Below are 22075 nucleotides of genomic sequence, written 5' to 3' on the forward strand. Positions count from 1 at the left end.
GGTGGTAAAAATTCCACCTGCAAGCAACCTTGATTGGCCTTGCGCCAAGGGAGAGAAACATGTTCCTGCGTAACTTCTGGTACGTCGCAGGCTGGGATGGCGAAATTGGTCGCACCCCCGTCGCGCGCACGATCTGCAATGAAAATGTCGTTTTGTATCGCCGTGCTGACCGGTCACTGGTCGCACTTGAAGACAGCTGCCCGCATCGCCTTCTGCCGCTAAGCCAGGGTTATGTCGAAGGTGACCGTCTGGTGTGTGGCTATCACGGGCTGGAATTTGATGGTGATGGCGCATGCGTACATATGCCCAACCAGCAAAGCATTCACCCCGAGGCCTGTGTCCGCGCCTATCCGGTGGTCGAGAAAGACCGCTTTGTCTGGGTCTGGATCGGCGACAAGGAAAAGGCTGACGAGGCACTTGTGCCTGACATCCCGCATGCATCCGAAGAAGGCTGGGTCTTTGATGGCGGGACGTACGATGTGAAATGCGGGTACGAACTTCTGGTCGATAACCTGATGGATCTGAGCCACGAGACGTATGTGCATCCGTCCAGCATCGGTCAGCTTGAAATCACCGAAAGCCTGCCGCAGACACGATCCGATGACGAAAGTGTCACGGTTGAACGCTGGATGGAAAACATTGTCCCGCCGCCGTTCTGGGCCAATAACCTGAAATCCAAGGAAGTCTGTGACCGTTGGCAGATCTGTACCTTTACCCTGCCATCCAATGTCATGATTGATGTTGGTGTTGCACTGGCCGGGACCGGTGCGCAGCAAGGGGATCGGTCGAAAGGTGTGACCGGCATTGTGGTGAATTGCATGACGCCGGAAACAGAAACCACGTGTCGCTATTACTGGGGCATGGTGCGCAACTTTGACATCGATGATAACGGCCTGACCCAGAACATCAAAGATGCGCAGGCCAAGGTGTTCTATGAGGATCTTGAAGTTGTCGAAGGTCAGCAGGCCAACATGCTGCGTCATCCGGAACGCAAGCTTTTGAACTTCAATATTGATGCGGGCGGTGTGCGTGCACGGCGTCTGATTGATCGGGCACTTGCTGCTGCGGCGGAATAACCAACGCATAAAAAGACAAAACCGGATCCGAACCGGTCAAAGAACGCTACCAAAAGAGAGAGACGCTCAGTGCTGTGAAACACCGCGCCAAAACCGTGCCAAGCGGGCGGGGGTGCTAAGCGCATACTCAGGGAAAACGTCTGAGGTTGAAAATGTTTAAACGCCTGTTTGTATCGGCAGCAGTTGCTGCTGGCTGTTTGGCAAGCGCGCTTTCTGCGCAGGCCGAACCGGAATTTACCTTCGTTTTGGAACATGTGCTGGGGCCCAAGGCAACGGCACAGGCCAAATTCCTTGAGCCATGGGCCCAGCGGATCGAGGAACAATCTGACGGTCGCATCAAGATCGAGATTTATCCGGCGATGGCGCTGGGCGGCAAGCCAACCGAGCTTTACAGCCATATTCGCGATGGTGCGGTTGATCTGGGTTGGAGTGCACTTGGCTATACGCCGGGTGTCTATCCGCGCAGTGAAGTGTTCGAGTTGCCGTTTGTTCATACCGGCAGTGCGGCCATCACCAACATGGCCATTCAGGATATCTATGAAGAGCACCTGTCGCAGGACTTTGACGATATCAAGCCATTGCTGATCCATGTCCATACCGGGCAGGCGATCTTCACCACCGAGAAAAAGATCGAAAGCCTTGCTGATGTCGAAGGCATGAAACTGCGGGCACCGTCGCGCACCGGCGCCTGGATGCTCGAAAGCTGGGGCGCACAGCCGGTCAGTATGCCGGTGCCAGATTTGCCGCAGGCCTTGTCGCTTGGTGTCGTGGATGGTGCGTTGATCCCGCATGAGGTTGCCATTCCGTTCAAGATCCCGGATATGACCCAGTATGCCATCGAGGGGGATCAGGGTGTCCGTTTTGGCACGCTGGTCTTCATGTTTGCGATGAACAAGGATCGCTATGAAGCCCTGCCAGATGATCTGAAGAAGGTTATCGATGATAACTCTGGCCAGAATATCGCCCGTGAAATTGGCGAGGCTTGGGATGCGATTGAACCCCGCGGTGAAGAGATTTTCGCCAAATCAGGCGAGTTGGTGACGCTTTCAGCCGATGAAACCGCAAAGTTCGCCGCAAAGGCCGACGAAGTGATTGATCGCTGGATCGCGGAAATGAACGACAAGGGTGTCGATGGTGCCGCCATTGTTGCGGCTGCGCGTGCGGCGATTGCCAAACACAGCCAGTAAGTAGCTTTCAGCCCGCTGATCGGGTTGCTCCTTTCCCGGTCACAGGCATCGTGCGTCGCAAGGGTGTGGTGTTCTTGTGACGCACATATATAAAAAACGGCCCGGAATGTTCCGGGCCGTTTTGCGTTGGGGACGCGAAAAGTCGGTGCTTAGCCTTCAAGCAGGGAACGCAGCATCCAGGCGGTTTTTTCATGAACCTGAATGCGGGCGGTCAGAAGGTCTGCAGTGGCGTCGTCATCCGAGCTATCGCAAATCGGATAGAGCGAACGCGCGGTCTTGATCACGGTTTCATGGCCTTCGACCAGTTGCGCAATCATGTCCTTGGCGGCAGGCACGCCCTTTTCTTCCTTGATCGCTGTCAATTCGCCGTAGGCCGAGAAGCTGGCCGGGGCATAGGCGCCCAGCGAACGGATGCGTTCCGCAACTTCGTCAATCGCGGTCGCCAGTTCGGTGTACTGCTCTTCGAACATGGTGTGCAGGGTCTGGAACATCGGGCCGGTGACGTTCCAGTGGAAATTGTGCGTTTTTAGATATAGCGCATAGCTGTCGGCCAGAACGCGGCCAAGGCCGTCGGCGATAGCGGTACGGTTGGATTCATTGATGCCAATATCGATCTGCATATCTATCTCCTTTCGCCGCTTTCAAACCAAGCGGGCTAATGTGCTCTCTTTGTCTTGAAGAGAGTATGGGTGATAACTCTTAATTACACCAATTGATTGTTTAACTGTTTGCGATAGGGCAATTCTATTACAGAAAGTAGGGATATTTCAGTGAGCCTTCAGTGTGGCTAAAACCGGTCGTTGGTGTGTCGCGAAAATCCTAGTCAAAAAAAGAATATCAGATATTTTGGTGTGAGGTAGCATTTGCTGGACTCAATGAAATCAATGGGTTGAGTTTCATATGCCTTTATTGGAACACAATTCGCCCTGAAATGGCCCAATGTGACCTGTTTTCCCGCCTTGATTTCCGGGCATATTCACAACTGTCAGTCGAGGACGTGGTCAGCAGTCTCTGTCCCCCCTCACGATACTGGCCCAAATGGTTTCAGGTTGTTCCCCCACCTGAAATACCCCGGCTGACTTGGTCTCCCCAAGACCATGAATGACCCCGAATAGATTGGGGCGGGTTTTATCCCGCCCCACTTTTTTGTCCGGATGGCGGGGCAGCAAGATCACCCCATATCAGCGCCGCCGCAATTGCCCCAATTTGCCCCCAAATGGTCATCAGACACCGTATTTTGAGCCGCATTTCAAAGGCATATTCCTAACTGTCGGATGCGAAAACTTCGATGCCGTGCCCCTCCCTCACGGCGCATCGAGGCCCGGAACGGACGCCCTTATCCCCCAAGGCGTCATGCACCCCACGGGCAAGGCAGCGCATCTGACAGGTCTCCCCAAGACCATCTGTCCCCAAAGCCCGGGCGAGCTTACAGCTCCCCGGGCTTTTAATTTGTCCGGGATGTGCCGTTCGGTAACGATTTTCAGGCGCGCGATGCCGTTTGGCGGGCCGTGTCTTGCACTGGCGTGTGACCGGTGATTTTGATTGGTGTGAGCGAGAAGATCTTTGTCGGGTTTTCCCGACCCCGCACCGTGACATCACCGCGCGGCGTCCATGCCGGAATATCGTCGTGGTTGCCGCACGCACGTACAGTATCCTCTGTTGCAAGGATATAGGTGCCGAACTCCTTGTTCAGTGCCTCAAGCCGGGATGCGATATTGACGTTGTCACCATGCACCGTAAAGGTCAGGCGGCTTTCGGAGCCAACCGCACCCAGAACAATTTCACCGGAATTGATCCCGCAGCGGGTTTTCAACTGCCCGCCATGAGAATAAATGCGCCGATTGGCGAGTTCCTGAATGGCAAGGGCGGTGCGCACGGCGTTGAGTGCGTGATCGGTATCGGGGGTCACGGCATTAAAGGTGATCAGCATTGCATCACCTTCAAACTGGGTGATGACCCCGCCAAAATGCGAAATCACCGCGTTGGTTTCGGTGAAATATTCATTGAGCATGGTGGCCAGTTCTTTTGGCGCGAGCTTTTCGGCGATTGATGAAAAACCTTCGATGTCGGTAAACATTACCGTCGCGTTGACTGCTTCACCGTCGCCCGGCCGGATCTGTTGTTCGGCATGGGTGATGCGATCGGCAATTTCGGGTGACACAAAGCGCGACAGATCGCGGGCGGCAATTTCATCCGTGACAGCCCGGATAAACGATCTTTTGGCCCGCATCACGGCGACGGTCAGAACAGCGGTAACCAGCAAAATTGCGATAATCTTGTCAATTTCAGCCCCGATCAGGATCGAGTTTGAGGTCAGGTAGGTCACATAATCACGCGTGATCATGCTTTTGCCGCCCTCCGACCAGATGACATAGCCAGTCAGGATGATCCAGCCTGCCGCTGCTGTCCCGCCAGCTATCAGGATATAGCGCGGATCAAAGCGCAGGCTGCGCAACGCAATGAAGATGAAGACATAGAGCACGGTCGGTGCTTTGAGATAGAAGCTCGCCGGTTGCATGTACTGGATATGGAAGCTCCAGATCAGGACCATCAGAAGCCCGATATCGGCGATCACTGAAGCAGTCAGGAACCAGGTCGAGAGTTTGTTGCGATAGGTCAGGGCAAGGCGTTTGAGGGTAAACAGGTAATACAGCCCCAATGCCCATGGCACAGGATGGATGCCATCGGACATCACGGTTTTGGGGGAGATGGCATAGAGGCTTGCAAAGATCGTGACCAGCAACAGCTGAACCCAGCCGATCAGCTTTTCGCTTTCATATTGTTGTTTTTCGATCGCGCTCTGGACGCGCTCTGGCAAGTGACTGTTGGCATTCTTGCCAAACAGGAAGGCGCTCAGCGTGCTTTTCATGGAGCCGATGTCCCGATCATGCAGATGGGTGTCCCTATTGGACACATTGATTGACCATAGTGAAACCAAGGGCGGCACTTGCCAAGTCGAGATCGGGTGACGGCTGATCACAGCTGCGTGCGAGCTGGTGCAATGGGGAGGATGCGAGGAAGCCGATAAGGCAAAAAAAAGCCGGGCAACAAATGTGCCCGGCAAGTTTATCAGGGAGGCTTCACGTCTGGGAGTGATGAAATATAGCGTTCGAGGCTTCACGTCAAAATTCGCTTTTGTTCGGTTTTAAATAAATATATCATGGCTTTAGTGTTCGTTATCGTTCGCCTGAAATTGTATGCAATTGTCGCGAAACGGATGCAAATTAGTCCCCAGCTAGTCCCCGGAAACGGGGCAGGAGTGACCGGCCATGCGAAAGCGCCTTACCGACCGTTTCCTTGCGACCCTGAAACCACCGCCTAATGGGCGTCTGGAAGTCACCGACGATTCCGGGGCGGGGCTGGTATTCCGAATGTCGAGTGACGGGGCCTGTTCGTGGGCGGTGCGTTATTCCATTGCCGGGAAGCAAAAGCGCGTCACACTGGGCCGCTATGTGCAGGCAGACCCCAAAGTCGGCATGACCCTTGCCAGTGCCCGGAAAAAGGCGGCGGAAATCACCGCAAGCGCCAAAGAAGGCACCGACCTGCCCGATAAGGAAGCCCGCCAGCGGGCAGAGGCCGAACAAGCCGCCAAGCGCCCCCAGACAGTCGAGTCCCTCTTGCGTCGCTATGTCGATGCCTATTGCAAGCAAAACCAGCGCAAATGGCTGGAAACCGAACGCATGTTTGAAAATCATGTTTACCCGGTAATCGGGCGATTGCCGCTTTCGGATTTGCGCCGTGCCGATATTGTTGCCCTTCTGGACCATTTGCAGAATGACAAGGGCTTTACCGCGCAAGTGAACCGGGTGCGCAGCAATCTGATTGCCGCGTTCAACTGGGCGATTGAACGGGAATATCTTGATGCCAACCCGGCGGCGGCGGTGAAACGGCGCAAGATTGAAAAGCCGCGCAACCGGACCCTTTCGGACGCCGAACTGATTGCAATCTGGCAGGCGGCGGACAAATTGCCCTATCCGTCGGGGCCTTATCTGAAAACGCTTATTCTAACCGGGCAGCGCCGTGATGAAGTCCGGTGCATGACATGGGACGAAATCCGCCATGCAGCACGTGCAGGATGCCGGGACGGGGCGCAAGCGGCGGGCGGTATGGCATGGGTCATCCCCGGCGAACGCAATAAATCCAAGCGTGACCATATCGTGCCGGTTTCCGGCCTGTTTGAAAGCCTTCTGGCAGACTTGCCGCGCCTGTCCGATGCCGCCACCGCCCCGGTCTTTACGTCCAACGGGCAAAAGCCCTATGCGGGAACCCGGCGACTTAAGGAAATCATAGACCGCGAAAGCGGTGTGACCGGCTGGGTGTTTCACGATATCCGCCGGACGGTGCGGACAAATTTTGCCATTCTGGGAGTATCAAGAGAGGTAGCCGAACGGGTGTTGAACCATGCCACCCCGTCACTGGAAGGCACCTATAATACCCATGAATACTGGCCGGAAAAACGCGATGCCTTGCAGCGGTGGGCGGATCGCCTAGCGATGATGGTTCAGGGGTGCGCGGCTAATGTCGTTCCGTTGCATTTTGCTACCAGTGTTCAGTGAGGGCTTCAGATGACCAATAATACACAATCTGGCGGTGATTTTCTTTATGGCGAAACCAGTGCAGAAAGTTTTATCAAGCCGACAATGGATATATACGAGGCTTTGCGTTGGATTGCCTTCGGTCTACCGCCTCTAAAATCGGCGGCGTTGGAAGGTAGTTTTCTTTACGACGATGTTCTTGCCCGTCGGGAAGAAGATGAGGGCCACATTCCTGAGTGGGTGCCTTTCAATATGTTTCACAATGAAGAGGCAGAGCTGAAAAAGGCTCTGATAATGGGAGAGTTAAGAGCGCGTGGTTTAGAAGATGCAGGAAATACAGAAGATGCCGGTTGGGGGCCTTTAGAAAAAGACTTGATTGATATTGCCCAATCATATTGGGAGTTGTTCGAACGTTGGAACTATCAGCAACCATACAGCCGAGTAGATTTTGGTTTTTGCGGTTGGTATGGGCATGTCCAGTTCAAAACAGATGCTGTTATTGCACTGTTTCCGATCAGTAGCCGCGTTCATAGAGATTGTGTCGGTGCCGAGAACGATATCTATCAATACTGTGGAGTGTCTGAGGTGTCTGAGGTGTCGAAAACCGGTCGTCCTAAAAAGGATAAAACACCTGTCTATAAGCGGATAATTATCTTAGCAATGGCAGGAAAATTTGACACGTACCTCAACAAGCCAAGATGTGACAATGCGATTTATAGCGTTATTGCCGAAGATTTGAGTGAAGCAAAAATACCTCTCGGGCAAGACACTATCCGAAAAGATTATGGGGTCGATGACCTGATAAAAGCGGCAAGGGAAATGAGGGAAAAACAACTCAAATAATTAATCCCGAAATAATTAATTAATCCCTTTTCCCCAAGTTTTCGCAGCGAATTGAATCCGTCAAAGTCCTCTTGTTCACGCAATGATGCGTACAAACATGAGGTAACGAGATGACGTTGTTATATTCAATTCCAGATGCATGTCGGCTGCTATCTATCGGTCGTACGACAGCATATCTTCTAATTCAGTCTGGGAAGCTGGAGGCGGTCAAGATTGGCCGTCGCACCCTGATCAAACGCCAATCGGTGTATGCGCTTGCAGGCGTCTCTGAAAATCAGGAGGGCAGCTAATGACGATTCAAATTAAAAGCCCGGTATCGCTGGCGGGCGATATCCGGGCTACGGGTCTTCTAACTATCAGACAATCTCAGTTTAACGCAGCTTACCCGTTTGCACAATTCCTGTTTCCGCTGGCGGATATAGCCGGGGCAATGCTGGAGGGTGTGAAATGAAACATCCAAAGCAAACAATGCGTTTTCGCTTGCCCGGTGCAGGCTGGGCGCGTGTTGCCAATGGCCGGGTGGCGTGGGCACTTGCGGAATTGCTAAGGGCTGGAAAGCGCGGGGTTACGCCGATAGATAATCCTGGCCCCCGCTGGTCAGCATATATATTTACCCTTCGGACCGAATACGGTCTTGATATCGAGACGGTGAATGAGCCGCACGGTGGCCCTTATCCCGGCACACATGCGCGTTATGTCCTAAAATCCCGTATCGAGGTCGTAGAATGAATGTCTGGCGGTGGGGGCGTAATTGCCCCCGCCACCTTTCCGGTCATGCAGGAGGGTGGCAGAATGGGTAACAGTAGACGCAACAAGCTTTTGCCAAATGGGCGCAATCAGCAAAGCCGTTTTGTGAAGCTGGAGCATTTCGAAATGGACTGCCCTGCCTATCGCGAAATGTCCTTACTGGGCAAAGCGTCATTAATGGAGTTTCGTCGCCGATATGATGGTCGAAATAATGGCGAAATCAGTTTTTCTGTCCGGGAACTTGGCAGTCGTCTGGGATGTGCGGATAACACGGCAAACAAGGCGATTTGGGAATTGCAACGGCTTGGCTGGATCAAGGTAGCAGTCAAAGGCACATTCACGCGCAAAACCCGTCATGCGACAACATGGATTCTGACCAATCAGCCATTGGGGGATGAATTGCCAACCAAAGAATATGCCAGATGGAGACCGGAAAATTAAAACCCGGTATCAGATTTTAATACTGTCGGTCTCACCTGTTGAGACCGGCGGTATCATCTTCCCCGGCAAATAGGCCCTTACGGTCTTAATTTTTAATACCGAAACCACAAAAACCGCTGCTTTGACGGTATCAACTTTTGCGACACATATAGTTTACCATGTGGGGACGCGCCGAATTTTTAGAAACGGTATCGCGAGAAGACGGTTGGTCCGATTGTTGGAATTTTTAGAAGCGGTGAAATGGCGGGGGAAGATTTTTCCATAGTCACATGCGAACAAGAAGGCCTTGCGGATAATTTCGTGAAACCGAAAAAAGGGCGGCTATCCGGTTTGTGGGCGAGTTTTTCGTATCCGTAAAAAAAGGGGCAACAATCCGGGCCTCAAGATTTTTCTGACATCGTTACGCGAGAGGAAAATAGGTTTTCTGGCGGCTCAGAAATCGAACATTGCCCAGCCAGATGGAAATTCGGGTATTAGTTTGTTGTCATACAGCTTCTACGCGATATGCTGTTGAACAATGTTGAAAGATATTGCTGTGCGCTTCTGTCAGATGAATTTCCGGTAGCGGTAAAAAAGGGGATAAAATGAAAATCGCGAAACTGTTAAGCCTCTTTGTGTTGCTTTCTGCTGTGTCGGCATGTTCCTCCATTAACTACAATTACAGCGGCAAGACAGAACTGTTTTCCGAGCCTGCCATTAACGAAGTACAAGAGGCTTCTGTTGGGGACTACATGCTTAACCAAGGCAGGCGAGTAACGACGGAATTTCTTACGTTATCTCACCTGATCGACGGGGTTGCATACGATATTCCGCCGGGGTCTTATATTCGGATTGGTGACTACAAAGGTAATCCGTATTTCTCTACCACCAACACCAAAGGTCAGAGTGTTGTTTACCTTCCGGGCTTGATCGACCCTCCGATTGCCTTGCATACGAAGAAAGACAACGAAGTATGCGTTACCTCTGTATCTTACCAGTCAGCATCCTGCTATGGCGGTCAGATGAAAGTCGAAGAGCTAACCGCAAGGGATAATCAAAGTTTCCAACAAACGTTGATTTACAACGGCTCTGTTGGAGAAAAGATAAACATCTCTTATCGGGAGTTTCAAAACGATACCGCCAGAGGTGCATTTACCAATAACGTTGAATACGACATGGAGAAATCCAATGTCATTGGTTACAAAGGCGCTAGTATAGAGGTCCTAGACTACGATAATAAATCAATAAAATTCAAAGTGTTAAAGCATTTCCGAGACGACTTTTCATACGAGATAAAACCCAAAACAAAATGAGACTATCGGTTGCGAGAGCGTTAATCCATAGCCATTGGTAAGCAGCTAAAATAAGTCGAATACTAAATTTCCCGGCGAGCAGAGAGGTGACATGCAAAAGCTCATCTATCTAGTGATTGTTCTGCTGATTGATATCTCGCCTGCATTGGCGGAACCAGTTTCGCTAACTGATTATCTATCGACGATGGATAGGACAGCGGTGCAGTTTTCGGGTCGGATCAAGTACGATAGCCGAGAGCGGGAGTTTACGTTCTATGACAATAATCGCGATCCATTCGGAGTTACGGTCGATGCTGGAAGAGATAGCCGGGAGCGAATTGAGGCGGAGTGCGATAATCCTAGCTTCATAGTGTCCTACAATGAGCTGTGCACTATCTCAGGTCGTGGAACCGTCGAAATTAGAGGGTCGCGGGTTTACATCAGCATCGAGAAAGTTGATCAACTGAGTAAATAGCTTACGAGCAAAAGCTATTTGTTGCCTAACCTAGAGTGTCTGGTAGGTTTTATTCCCCAATTTTCCTTAGCCGTAAAAAAGGCGCAAGAATCCGGGCAGGAAGAATTTTCCGACATCGTATGTGAGGGCGTGGGACAATTGCCAGCGTGGCGTTAAGCGGCCTGTGTGATTGCCTCGGAAACCATGCCGAGTTTCTGCAAATTAGTCCCCAGATAGTCCCCAGAGGTGGAAACAAGGCAAAAAAAAGCCGGATACATAGAGTATCCGGCAAGTTTATCAGGGAGGCTTCACGTCTGGGAGACGTAGGACCCTTCGCAGGGCCCTGGGTAAGCCGGACAGGGCGTCCGGCTAAAGACCGACATAATCGGTCAGGGAGAAAACTCTGTACCGCGGTGCGGAGTGTTCCGCTGCGGTTCGAGGGAGAAGATAGCGTTTTTGACGATAATGACCACTGCCAAATTGCTTTTTCAGCCATGCATTTTCTGCATAAATATACGGGGACGTTTAGAATGATGTCAAGTATATGATATTTATACGGTTTTAAGAGTTCGTTCTGACGGTTTTCTGGCTAGATCACTGTTTGCGGGGATAATTCATTGTGCAGGGGCACAAAAAAAAGCCGGTAGCGGGGGAGCTACCGGCAAGATCAACAGGGAGGCTTACGTCTGGGAGACGTAGGGAATCTCTTGAAGATTCCAGGCCGGATATCGTTCCGGCGGACGGATCGTCCAAAGATCAGGAAGCCGGAGCAAGCTCGCTTTGTGCGGATGCTCACAACTTATGATATGAATATAAGTGATCCTTGGATGGACCAAAAATAGAATGACTACAAGTCAACCATGCGTCAGGTGCATGACAATAAAATGTCAGCAATTTTAAGACATTATGGCACGACTGATATTTGATGTGCCCCGGTATTGGCAAAACACCCCATAAACGCCAACAGCCCGGCAGGGCCGGGCTGTTGCAGAATCGGATAAAAGATGTCCGGAATTCTATTTCTCGGTCGTGGCAGTTGCACTGGCGGCTGCCGCGGCCTTTGCCTTGACCTTTGAAATTTCCTCGATCAGGAAGTCACGGAACACCGCGATACGTTTGGAGTGCCGCAGTTCTTCCGGATAGACGAAATAGGCATCGAAGCTTGGCCCTTCGAGTTCCGGCAAAATGCGGACCAGATTGCTGTTGGTTGGCAGCAAATAATCGGGCAGTGCCGAAATACCAAGACCGGATTCGGTGGCGCGGAAGATGCCATAGATATTGTTCAGCTTCAGGATCGGGCGCATGTCCGGTTTGAACTGCTGTGCGGTTGCCATCATCCAGTTGACGTTGGAAACTGGCGGACGGGCATCCGCGCCATAGATGATCAGGCGATGGTCCTTGAGCTCTTCTGGTGTTTTGGGCATGCCGTGTTGCTTGATATATTCCGGCGATGCAAACACATGATAGCGCAGTGTCATGAGTTGACGCTGAACCAGGTCGGCCTGACGGGGTGGCTGCATGCGGATGGCAACGTCTGCCTCACGCATGGCAAGATCGAGTTCCTCGTCATTGAGCACCAGCGACAGTTCGATTTCCGGATAGCGTTCAAGGAACTCGTTGATGCGCGGCGTTAGCCAGGTCGAACCGAAGGCAACGGTTGTCGTGACCTTGAGCGGACCGCTCGGCCGTTCCTTTGATTCGCGAATGCGGGCTTCTGCCATGGAAAGCTTGGCAAAAACATCATGTGCCGTGCGATACAGCAACTCGCCCTGTTCTGTCAGGATCAGGCCACGCGCATGGCGATGGAAAAGCGGGACTTTCACGCTTTCTTCGAGTGCGCTGATCTGTCGGCTGACGGCCGACTGGCTCAGATTAAGGTTTTCCCCTGCGTGGGTGAAGCTCCCGGCTTCGGCAACAGCGTGAAAAACACGCAGCTTGTCCCAGTCCATAGACCTGCTCCTAGATGTGCCAGCGCACGGTCGATGCGCAGGACCCCTGATAATTGTTCTCTTCTTTTATGGCCAATTTGGTTTCCACACTATTAAGTGCATCACAAGCTTTGACCAAGTGCATGATTATTCAATCAATATGAGGCCTGTGACATTTTCTGCAAGAAGACATTTTCCTGCAAAGTCCATGGCGGGGTGCGGTTTTCGACGCAATGTCAGTCAATTGGCCGGATCGCGGCCGTTTGAAACGATTAAAAAAGGGGACGCCAGATGCGTCCCCTTTGGTCTTTAGGCTCATTTACGCTAGAAGATCAGGCTTCTTGCTCTGCGATGAACTTTTCTGCCTCAAGGGCGGCCATGCAGCCCATGCCAGCCGCAGTTACCGCCTGACGATAGACCTTGTCGGTGACGTCGCCTGCGGCAAAGACGCCTTCGATATTGGTCACCGTGCTGCCCGGCTTGACGAGGATATAGTTCTCGTCATCCATGTTGACCTGGCCTTTGAACACAGCCGTTGCCGGATCATGGCCGATGGCAACAAAGAAACCGTCCGCCGGAATATCAAGCAGCGCATCGGTTTTGACATTGCGTACGCGCACACCTTCAACACCGTCCATCGGGCCATCGCCGCCGAGAATGTCTTCAACCACACTGTCCCAGACGACCTCGATCTTTTCATGCTTGAGCAAACGGTCCTGAAGCATTTTTTCCGCACGCAGTTCATCGCGACGATGGATCAGGGTGACCTTGGAGCAGATACCGGCAAGATAAAGGGCTTCTTCAACCGCGGTGTTACCGCCACCGACAACCGTGACCGGCTTGTTGCGATAGAAGAAACCATCACAGGTCGCGCAGGCCGAAACGCCACGGCCGTTGAATTTTTCTTCGCCCGGGAGGCCAAGCCAGCGTGCCTGCGCGCCGGTCGAGATGATGACCGTATCTGCGATATAGGTATCGCCGGAGTCGCCCTTGCAGACGAACGGACGTTTGGAGAAATCGACTTCGGTGATCAGGTCATGCACCATTTTGGTGCCGACATGCTCGGCCTGTGCCTTCATCTGGTCCATCAGCCAAGGACCCTGAATGACATCCGCGAAGCCCGGATAGTTTTCGACATCAGTTGTGATCGTCAACTGGCCACCCGGCTGAAGACCCATCACCATCATAGGTTCAAGGTTCGCGCGCGCGGCATAGATCGCTGCGGTGTACCCGGCAGGGCCGGAGCCAATGATGAGGACTTTGGTCTGATGTTCCTGGGCCATGTTCTTTGTATACGTCCGAGATGAGTAAAAACAGAGATCGAACATATGGGCAGTCCGGGCAAGACGCAACCGCTTCACGCAAAGTTTGAGCAGCTTGTTTCGCGTTTTTTGAATGATGAAATTTTACGTTTGAAACAGGTAGTTTCATTGTGACATCGAAGCGTATCGGAATGGTCGTGCAGGATGGCGGAAATTTGCGCCAAAAAGCAGATTTTTCAGCGTTTTCAGTTACGGCATCCAAGCACAAGATTGCATTCTGATGCGGATTATATTATTGCCAGCAACTTGCCTCGCTGTAATATTGTTTCAATCGGGGTAAGTTTCGCGCACAGAATCGAGGAATAAATGCAACGGGTCAAACTCGACAAGATCGACCGCAGAATTTTGCGCGATCTGCAGGAAGATGGCCGCATGACCAATGTGGAACTTGCACGCCGTGCAGGTATTTCAGCGCCCCCCTGTTTGCGTCGTGTGCGCGCACTCGAGGAAACCGGTTTCATTCAGGGCTATCATGCCGATGTGGATGCGCAGGCGCTGGGCTACAACGTGACTGTGTTTGCAATGGTCGGGCTTGCCAGCCAGGCAGAACATGATCTGCGTGCGTTTGAAGCCCGTGCGGCCGCCTGGCCAGAAGTCCGCGAATGCCACATGGTGGCGGGTGAAATGGACTTTCTTCTGAAAATCGTCTCGCACAGCTGGGATGAATATCAGAAATTCCTGACCACCGAACTGACAGTTGCCGAGAACGTCAATCACGTTAAATCGGCACTTTCGATTCGCACCGCGAAAAACATGCCCGGTGTGCCGATCGATATTGAGGTCGAAGACTGATTAGTCAGTTTTTACGACATCTGACATCCCTGACGAACCCCGCAGAAACCGGCGCCCAGAAGCGCCGGTTTATTTGTTTTGCGCCATTTTACCGCGCGGGAAATCTAATCAATCCTAATCGACCTATACATATTGCTATGTGCCATTGCGCCTGATCAAAGACGCCATTTATTTGGCAGTTAACATGATCCGTATCAGATGGTTTGCGTAAATAATCCCAGATAGACGGCCATTTTCTCCGATTTCAAAGAACATTTTCTTTAGGGCGCAGAAACATCTCGCCAAAGTGTCCTTGTTGCTTGCCGGTATAGTGCATACATAAAGAGTGCCTATCCATTCGAGATCAGTTTTATATTTTGGGATAGTAATTGGAATTATTTCAAAAACATACGGACGTGACGCCAAGATTGTCTTCGGAAGAAGATGGCTGGCGCGGGATTGTGCCAACCGGGCTGTTTGCCTTTGCGGGTGTGGTGCTGCTTGTAATTCTGTCCTATCGCCCTTCTGAATCGCTTCAGGGGGTTGGGATGGTGTTCCCGTTTGACATGACCGAGGCAGAGATCCTTGAACGGGTGGGTGCTTCTGGCGGTCGCGTTACGAGGTTTGGCGGTTTTGGGCATATGGCTGTTGTCGTGCATGACGATGGTGTGGTGCCAGAAGCCGACGATTTCGGTGCTTTGTTTACCCTTTCTCCCTTGATTGCGTCGGTCTGTTTTGATGCTGACGCCTCCAAAAACGCCTTTTGATAATCGGGTTTGAACCTATGGAAAAGTTAGTCGAAATTCGCGCGAATGCGATCAAGGCCTTGTTCGTCATTCTGGCAATCCATATTCCGCTAAGTGCGGTCGCCGGATTTTTCGCCAGCAGTGACGCGGTTTCGCCATTGATCGCCAGTGCGCTTTTTGCGGCTGTCGCCTTCGTCGTTTGCCGTGCTGCCGGACCGCAGGCCCAGATTTCGCGCTTTATAGTTTCTTCTGCAATGATTTTGCAGGTCGCGGTGCTCGTCTATGCCTTCCGCGGACATGAATGGCAGATCGACATTCATATGTATTTCTTTGCAGCACTCGCCGTGCTTGGCGCGCTGGTGTGCTGGAAAACGATTGTTGTTGCGACCGGCGTGATTGCCCTGCACCACCTGATCCTGAACTTTGTTGTACCCTATTGGGTCTTTCCGGAAGGTGCCGATTTCTTCCGTGTGGTTTTGCATGCGGTGGTGGTGATTGTTGAGGCCGGGGTTCTGGTCTGGTCGTGCAAAAGCCTTTATTCGACGTTGGCGCATGCTGATATCGCGCGGAGCGAAGCCGAAGAGGCCGCCAAATCTGCACAGGATTTGCTGGCCCAGAACGAACAGCTTCGTAAACAGCGCAACATTGAACGCGATAACTTCAAGCGCGAACTGGCAGATCAGATCACCAAGATGATTGGGAAATCTGCCGGTGCCGTGGATGCGGAATCGGTTCAATTGCAGAAGCGTGCGCAGCGCCTTAATGATCGCGCACGCACGGGCCGCGAAGCATCGCTCGGTGCGGTTCATGCGTCCGAGGAAACCTCGCAGAATGTTCAGTCGGCGGCCTCTGCGGTGGAAGAAATCAACGCATCCGCCGACGAGATTTCGCGTCAGATCGTGCGCGCCCGTGAAATCACCGACAATGCGGTTGCGCGTTCCTCAACCGCAAGCGAGCGGATCGAATGGTTGTCCAAGGCGGCCGAGAAAATTGGTGAAGTCGTCAACCTGATTACCGATATTGCGTCCCAGACCAATCTGCTGGCACTCAATGCCACGATTGAGGCGGCGCGTGCCGGTGAAGCGGGCAAAGGCTTTGCGGTTGTGGCCAACGAGGTCAAGAACCTTGCCAACCAGACAGCACGTGCGACCGATGAGATTGCCCAGCAGATTTCTGAAATTCAGGCGGCGACGGGGGATTCCGTTTCGGCCGTAAACGGGGTTTCGGAAACCATTGGCGATTTGGTTGAAGTCACAACCACGATTTCAGCAACGATGGAACAACAGCAGGGCGCAACGCGTGAGATTGCGCAAAGCCTGAATGTCACGGTTGACGCTACCCGCGATCTTTCGGACCTGATCCATCAGCTTTCTGAAATTTCCGATCAAACGGGGGAAACCGCAACAGAGCTTTTGGGCAGTGCGGATCACCTTGGTTCGGAAGCATCCGATCTGAACCAAAATGTTGAAGAGGTTCTCGATCAGTTGGCGAAATCGGGATAAATCGCAATACGCGTCCCAACCTGCGAAAAAGCCGGGCATTTGCCCGGCTTTTTCTTTGTCTGTGTCTCGGATGAAATTCTGAAATGAAAAAGGCCCGGGGAATGCCCGGGCCCTGATACGCATCAGTTGTTTCCCGGTCAGGAAAAATCGACCTTGAGAATTTCATAGCTTTTGGTGCCGCCGGGCACGGTGACTTCGACAGAGTCACCGACCGACTTGCCAATCAGCGCACGGCCGATTGGTGACGTGGTCGAAATGCGACCAGCGTTGATGTCGGCTTCGATCGGGCCAACCACCTGATAGGTGGTTTCCTCGTCGGTGTCTTCGTCAACGAGCTGAACCTTGGCGCCGAATTTCACGACATCACCCGCAAGGGATTTGATGTCGATAACTTCGGAGCGGCTGAGCACGTCTTCGAGCTCGGCAATACGACCTTCGCAGAAACTTTGGCGTTCGCGGGCGGCATGGTATTCGGCATTTTCCGAAAGATCGCCATGCTCGCGGGCATCCGCGATGGCCTTGATGATTTCAAGGCGTTCGACGGACTTGCGATGCTTCAGTTCTTCTTCGAGACGCTGATGCCCCTGGGGGGTCATTGGTACTTTTTCCATCGCGCTCACAGCCTATTCTTATTAGCGGTCGATACTACAAAATCAACCGCCCGGCATCCCGCCGGGCGGTCTGAATTCTTGCCTTTGGTTCAGATTAAGAACCTTAGTACTTGTCCCCAAGATATTCCTGAACGGGACGGACTTCAAGTGCGCCGCGTTTCAGGTTGTCGATGGCGCGCAGGGTAGCGCGGGCACCGGCGACAGTGGTGTAGTACGGGATGTCATCGGTAAGCGCAGTACGGCGGATCGAGAAACTGTCGACCACGGCCTGCTTGCTTTCGGTGGTGTTGAACACCAGCTTGATATCGCCGTTCTTCATCATGTCCACGATATGGGGACGTCCTTCCTGTACCTTATTGACCGGGGTGACGTCTAGCCCTTCTTTTTCAAGAGCTTCTGCTGTGCCATGGGTCGCAACGATGCCAAAGCCAAGCGCAATGGCGTCGCGCGCTAGTTGAACAGCAGCAGGTTTGTCATAGTTTTTGACCGAGATGAAGATCTTGCCCTCAAGCGGAAGCGTATGGCCTGCGGCCATTTGTGCCTTGGCAAAGGCGCGACCGAAATCGGTGTCCAGACCCATGACTTCACCGGTTGAACGCATTTCCGGGCCAAGCAAGGTATCAACGCCCGGGAAGCGGTTGAACGGAAGGACCGCTTCCTTGACCGCGATATGCTTGAACGGACCATGATCAATTTCAAAGTCGCCGAGCTTTTCGCCTGCCATGATGCGCGCGCCGATCTTGGCAATCGGGTTGCCGGTTGCCTTGGCAACGAACGGCACCGTACGCGAGGCACGCGGGTTCACTTCGATCAGATAGATGATGTCATCCTTGATCGCGAACTGAACGTTCATCAGGCCAATAACGTCAAGCGCCTTGGCAAGCTGAACAGTCTGTTCCTTAAGGCGTGCGATCATCGCTTCATCAAGCGAGTAGGGCGGCAGGGAGCAAGCCGAATCCCCGGAATGGATACCGGCTTCTTCGATGTGCTGCATGATGCCCGCGACAAAGACGTTTTCGCCGTCCGACACTGCGTCAGCATCGATCTCGATCGCGTCTTGCAGGAAGCTGTCGATCAGAACCGGGCTTTTGCCGGAAACCTGAACCGCTTCGTGCATATAGCGCAGAAGGTCTTCGGTGGTGTGAACGATTTCCATCGCGCGGCCACCCAGAACGTAGCTTGGGCGGATGACGATCGGGTAGCCGATGCCTTCGGCGATTTTGACGGCCTCGTCAACCGAACGGGCAATGCCGTTTGCCGGTTGACGCAGGCCAAGCTTGTTGATCAGGGCCTGGAACCGGTCGCGGTCTTCGGCAAGATCAATGCTGTCCGGGCTGGTGCCGAGGATCGGAACGCCTGCCTTTTCAAGGGCCGCGGAAAGTTTCAGCGGGGTCTGGCCGCCATACTGAACAATAACGCCAAGCAGTTCGCCGTTGCTTTGTTCAAGCTGGCAAAGCTCGATCACGTCTTCGGCGGTCAGCGGTTCGAAATACAGGCGATCCGAGGTGTCATAGTCGGTTGAAACCGTTTCCGGGTTGCAGTTGACCATGATCGCTTCGATGCCGGCTTCGCGCAGCGCATAGGCTGCGTGCACACAGCAGTAATCGAACTCGATGCCCTGACCGATACGGTTCGGGCCACCACCAAGAATGATGACTTTCTTGCGATCCGTGACTTCGGCCTCGTTTTCCGGCTCAACGAAACCATCGCCTTCATACATGGAATACATGTACGAGGTGCGAGACGGGAATTCGGCCGCACAGGTATCAATGCGCTTGTAAACCGGGCGCAGGCCAAGGGCGTGACGATCCGCACGAACAGCGTCTTCGTCCTTGCCTGCCAGTTCGGCAAGACGTGCGTCCGAGAAGCCGAGCTTTTTCAGACGCAGCAATTCCTGCTTGTCGGTCGGAATGCCGTTTGCGCGAACTTTTTCTTCCTCGGCGACCAGCATTTCAATCTGCTTGAGGTACCAGGGGTCAAATTTGGTCGCACCCTGAATTTCCTTAAGCGTCAGGCCATGACGGAAAGCTTGGGCCGCATAGAGGATACGGAACGGGATCGGCTGGGTCAGCTTGGCACGGATGGCGGCCTTGTCCGGCGCGCCTTCGATTTTGACTTCGTTCAGGCCGGTAAGTCCGGTCTCCATCGACCGCAGACCTTTCTGCAGGCTTTCGGCAAAGCAGCCACCGATGGACATGGCTTCGCCGACCGACTTCATCGCGGTCCCCAAAAGCGGCTTGGCGCCCGGGAATTTTTCAAAGGTGAAGCGCGGGATCTTGGTGACGACATAGTCAATGGTCGGCTCGAACGAGGCCGGGGTGACACCGGTGATGTCGTTATCAAGCTCATCGAGGGTATATCCAACCGCAAGCTTGGCAGCGATCTTGGCAATCGGGAAACCGGTTGCCTTCGATGCCAGGGCGGAAGAACGCGACACGCGCGGGTTCATTTCAATCACGATCAGGCGACCGTCATCCGGGTTGACCGCGAACTGAACGTTCGAGCCGCCGGTATCAACACCAATCTCGCGCAGGACCGCCAGCGAGGCGTCGCGCATGATCTGGTATTCTTTATCGGTCAGGGTCAGCGCCGGGGCGACAGTGATTGAGTCGCCGGTATGGATGCCCATCGGATCGACGTTTTCGATCGAGCAGATGATGATGCAGTTATCCGCATTGTCGCGGACGACTTCCATTTCATACTCTTTCCAGCCGAGAATGGATTCTTCGATAAGCACTTCGTGGGTCGGCGAGATCGCCAGACCATTGCGCACGATCTGTTCGAACTCTTCACGGTTATAGGCAATGCCGCCACCTTCGCCGCCAAGGGTGAAGCTTGGACGGATAATCGCCGGAAGGCCGGTGACTTCAAGTGCCTTGACCGCATCTTCAAAGGTGCGAACCATGGCTGAGCGCGCGCTTTCAAGACCGATCTTGTCCATGGCTTCGCGGAACAGCTGGCGGTCTTCGGCCTTCTCGATGACGTGCTTTTTCGCACCGATCATCTCGACACCGTATTTTTCAAGCGTGCCGTCGTTAAACAGCGCAAGTGCGGTGTTCAGCGCCGTCTGACCACCCATGGTCGGCAGGATCGCGTCCGGGCGTTCCTTTTCGATGATCTTGGCAACCATGGCCGGTTTGATCGGCTCGATATAGGTCGCATCGGCCAGGTTCGGGTCGGTCATGATGGTCGCCGGGTTCGAGTTGACCAGAATGACGCGGTAGCCTTCTTCCTTAAGGGCCTTACAGGCCTGGGCACCGGAATAGTCAAACTCGCAAGCCTGGCCAATAACAATCGGGCCGGCACCGATGATGAGGATTGATTTGATATCTGTACGTTTCGGCATGTCGTTTTCCGCTTTTCGCAAGGGCAGGCGCTATGGCTGCACCGCCTCGTTTAAGTCCGTTAATCGCGTAATCTCGGGCGTGTCCTGATCCGGGGATCAGCCTTTGGCGTCCTCGATCAGACCAACGAAACGTTTGAACAGGTAGTGGCTGTCATGCGGCCCCGGCGATGCTTCGGGGTGGTACTGAACAGCGAAGACCGGCTTGTCTTTCAGGCGCAGACCAGCAAGGGAACCATCAAACAGCGAGAAGTGCGTTGCTTCGACGTTTGCGGGCAGGCTGTCCTTGTCGACGACAAAGCCATGGTTTTGGGATGTGATTTCAACAACACCCGTGGTCGTGTCCTTGACCGGGTGGTTGGCACCACGATGGCCGACATCCATTTTCATGGTTTTCGCACCAAGCGCGAGCGCCATCATCTGATGACCCAGGCAAATCCCGAATACCGGCTTGCCGCTTTCGATCAGGGTCTTGATGGTCGGAACCGCATATTCACCCGTGGCGGCCGGATCGCCCGGGCCGTTGGACAGGAAAATCCCATCCGGGTTCATCGCAAGGATTTCATCGGCCGAGGTGGTGGCCGGAACAACCGAGACCTTGCAATCAAGACTTGCCAGGTTGCGCAGGATGTTGCGCTTTACACCGTAATCGATGGCAACGACATGGTGCTTGGCATTGCCAACCTTGCCGTATCCGCCTTCGCGGGTCCAAAGCGCTTCGTCCCAGTCGTAACCGGTGGTGCAGCTGTTGTCCTTGGCAAGGTCCATGCCTTCAAGGCCCGGCCAGTCATTGGCCTTGGCGATCAGGGCTTCGATATCAAAACTGCCATCTTCGCTGTGGCAGATCACACCGTTTGGCGCGCCTTCGGTCCGGATGCGTTTGGTCAGGCGGCGGGTATCCACACCGGCGATCCCGATCCGGCCATGTGCAGCCAGCCAGTCGTTGAAATGTTTCTGGGCGCGGTAGTTTGACGGCTCGGTAATGTCCTGGCGCAGGATGCAGCCAAGGGCGACCGGTGTGGCGTTTTCAATATCTTCGTCGTTGGTGCCGACATTGCCGATATGGGGGAAGGTAAAGGTGATCATCTGACCGGCATAGGAAGGGTCGGTCATGATTTCCTGATAGCCCGTGATCGACGTGTTGAAGCAGACTTCACCAACGACCTCTCCTCGGGCCCCGACGCCGCGTCCCCAAAAAACTGAACCATCTGCGAGAACCAGAACGGCAGAAGCACCAGGGGGCGGGGTGTGCGTGGGCGCTGACATTGGCAAATGTCCTTTCGATCTTTCCACGGTGA

The 22075-nt window shown here is 53.4% G+C and carries 20 protein-coding genes; 13 read left to right on the forward strand and 7 right to left on the reverse strand.

All coding sequences use genetic code 11. The features are described from left to right. Positions 1-59: 59 nt before the first annotated feature. A complete protein-coding gene (locus TH2_RS05960; RefSeq protein ID WP_008889504.1) occupies positions 60-1076 on the forward strand; it encodes an aromatic ring-hydroxylating dioxygenase subunit alpha in 1017 nt (338 codons plus the stop codon). A gap of 152 nt (positions 1077-1228) precedes the next feature. After that, positions 1229-2263: a TRAP transporter substrate-binding protein gene (locus TH2_RS05965; RefSeq protein ID WP_008889505.1), complete on the forward strand. Its 1035-nt coding sequence runs from the start codon at positions 1229-1231 to the stop codon at positions 2261-2263. Positions 2264-2412: 149 nt separating this feature from the next. Here the strand turns inward: TH2_RS05965 and TH2_RS05970 are convergent, their stop codons facing one another. Both TH2_RS05970 and TH2_RS05975 read right to left on the reverse strand, forming a co-directional pair. Then, complete coding sequence (locus TH2_RS05970) at positions 2413-2883, reverse strand: Dps family protein (protein WP_008889506.1); 471 nt, start codon at positions 2881-2883, stop codon at positions 2413-2415. An 860-nt stretch (positions 2884-3743) separates the two neighbouring features. Further along, positions 3744-5132 carry an adenylate/guanylate cyclase domain-containing protein gene (locus tag TH2_RS05975; RefSeq protein ID WP_008889507.1) on the reverse strand — a complete coding sequence of 463 codons (1389 nt, stop codon included), beginning with the start codon at positions 5130-5132 and terminating at the stop codon, positions 3744-3746. Positions 5133-5532: 400 nt separating this feature from the next. Here TH2_RS05975 and TH2_RS05980 point away from each other — a divergent pair, with 400 nt between their 5' ends. The 8 genes from TH2_RS05980 to TH2_RS06005 all read left to right on the forward strand — a co-directional run bounded on the left by TH2_RS05980 (position 5533) and on the right by TH2_RS06005 (position 10575). Then, the gene (locus TH2_RS05980) at positions 5533-6819 is read left to right on the forward strand and encodes a tyrosine-type recombinase/integrase (protein WP_008889508.1); all 1287 of its coding nucleotides are present in this window, start codon (positions 5533-5535) and stop codon (positions 6817-6819) included. Positions 6820-6828: 9 nt separating this feature from the next. Then, positions 6829-7641 carry a hypothetical protein gene (locus tag TH2_RS05985; protein ID WP_008889509.1) on the forward strand — a complete coding sequence of 271 codons (813 nt, stop codon included), beginning with the start codon at positions 6829-6831 and terminating at the stop codon, positions 7639-7641. A 110-nt stretch (positions 7642-7751) separates the two neighbouring features. Then, positions 7752-7931, forward strand: coding sequence for a helix-turn-helix domain-containing protein (locus TH2_RS20730; RefSeq protein ID WP_008889510.1), 180 nt, complete (start codon positions 7752-7754; stop codon positions 7929-7931). Next, positions 7931-8092 carry a hypothetical protein gene (locus TH2_RS21215; RefSeq protein ID WP_157193868.1) on the forward strand — a complete coding sequence of 54 codons (162 nt, stop codon included), beginning with the start codon at positions 7931-7933 and terminating at the stop codon, positions 8090-8092. The genes TH2_RS20730 and TH2_RS21215 overlap by 1 nt, the downstream gene beginning before the upstream one ends. Beyond that, entirely contained in the window at positions 8089-8370 is a 282-nt protein-coding gene (locus TH2_RS20735) for a winged helix domain-containing protein (protein ID WP_008889511.1), read from the forward strand. The genes TH2_RS21215 and TH2_RS20735 overlap by 4 nt, the downstream gene beginning before the upstream one ends. Then, on the forward strand, positions 8371-8829 hold the full coding sequence (locus tag TH2_RS05995) for a GntR family transcriptional regulator (RefSeq protein ID WP_040822772.1): 459 nt from the start codon (positions 8371-8373) through the stop codon (positions 8827-8829). Between the two features lie 584 nt (positions 8830-9413). Further along, positions 9414-10121, forward strand: a complete 708-nt coding sequence (locus tag TH2_RS06000) for a hypothetical protein (protein WP_008889513.1) — start codon at positions 9414-9416, stop codon at positions 10119-10121. A 91-nt stretch (positions 10122-10212) separates the two neighbouring features. Beyond that, positions 10213-10575, forward strand: coding sequence for a hypothetical protein (locus TH2_RS06005; RefSeq protein WP_008889514.1), 363 nt, complete (start codon positions 10213-10215; stop codon positions 10573-10575). A gap of 995 nt (positions 10576-11570) precedes the next feature. Here the strand turns inward: TH2_RS06005 and TH2_RS06010 are convergent. Together TH2_RS06010 and trxB are read right to left on the reverse strand one after the other, a co-directional pair. Beyond that, the gene (locus TH2_RS06010) at positions 11571-12503 is read right to left on the reverse strand and encodes a LysR family transcriptional regulator (protein WP_008889515.1); all 933 of its coding nucleotides are present in this window, start codon (positions 12501-12503) and stop codon (positions 11571-11573) included. A gap of 311 nt (positions 12504-12814) precedes the next feature. Then, the gene (gene trxB, locus TH2_RS06015; RefSeq protein ID WP_008889516.1) at positions 12815-13765 is read right to left on the reverse strand and encodes a thioredoxin-disulfide reductase; all 951 of its coding nucleotides are present in this window, start codon (positions 13763-13765) and stop codon (positions 12815-12817) included. Between the two features lie 345 nt (positions 13766-14110). Between trxB and TH2_RS06020 the strand changes: the two genes are divergently transcribed. The 3 genes from TH2_RS06020 to TH2_RS06030 all read left to right on the forward strand — a co-directional run bounded on the left by TH2_RS06020 (position 14111) and on the right by TH2_RS06030 (position 16823). Then, a complete protein-coding gene (locus tag TH2_RS06020; RefSeq protein WP_008889517.1) occupies positions 14111-14596 on the forward strand; it encodes an Lrp/AsnC family transcriptional regulator in 486 nt (161 codons plus the stop codon). A 368-nt stretch (positions 14597-14964) separates the two neighbouring features. Next, positions 14965-15342 carry a hypothetical protein gene (locus tag TH2_RS06025; protein ID WP_167549068.1) on the forward strand — a complete coding sequence of 126 codons (378 nt, stop codon included), beginning with the start codon at positions 14965-14967 and terminating at the stop codon, positions 15340-15342. Positions 15343-15359: 17 nt separating this feature from the next. Next, positions 15360-16823: a methyl-accepting chemotaxis protein gene (locus tag TH2_RS06030; protein ID WP_008889519.1), complete on the forward strand. Its 1464-nt coding sequence runs from the start codon at positions 15360-15362 to the stop codon at positions 16821-16823. 137 nt (positions 16824-16960) lie between these two features. Here TH2_RS06030 and greA read toward each other — a convergent pair whose 3' ends face one another. From greA to carA, 3 genes are all read right to left on the reverse strand, one after another. After that, on the reverse strand, positions 16961-17434 hold the full coding sequence (greA, locus tag TH2_RS06035) for a transcription elongation factor GreA (protein WP_008889520.1): 474 nt from the start codon (positions 17432-17434) through the stop codon (positions 16961-16963). A gap of 103 nt (positions 17435-17537) precedes the next feature. Then, positions 17538-20780 carry a carbamoyl-phosphate synthase large subunit gene (gene carB, locus TH2_RS06040; protein WP_008889521.1) on the reverse strand — a complete coding sequence of 1081 codons (3243 nt, stop codon included), beginning with the start codon at positions 20778-20780 and terminating at the stop codon, positions 17538-17540. A gap of 96 nt (positions 20781-20876) precedes the next feature. Next, entirely contained in the window at positions 20877-22043 is a 1167-nt protein-coding gene (gene carA / locus TH2_RS06045) for a glutamine-hydrolyzing carbamoyl-phosphate synthase small subunit (protein ID WP_008889522.1), read from the reverse strand. Positions 22044-22075: the final 32 nt, after the last annotated feature.

The sequence above is a fragment of the Thalassospira profundimaris WP0211 genome (assembly GCF_000300275.1).
Classification (GTDB): Bacteria; Pseudomonadota; Alphaproteobacteria; order Rhodospirillales; family Thalassospiraceae; genus Thalassospira; species Thalassospira profundimaris.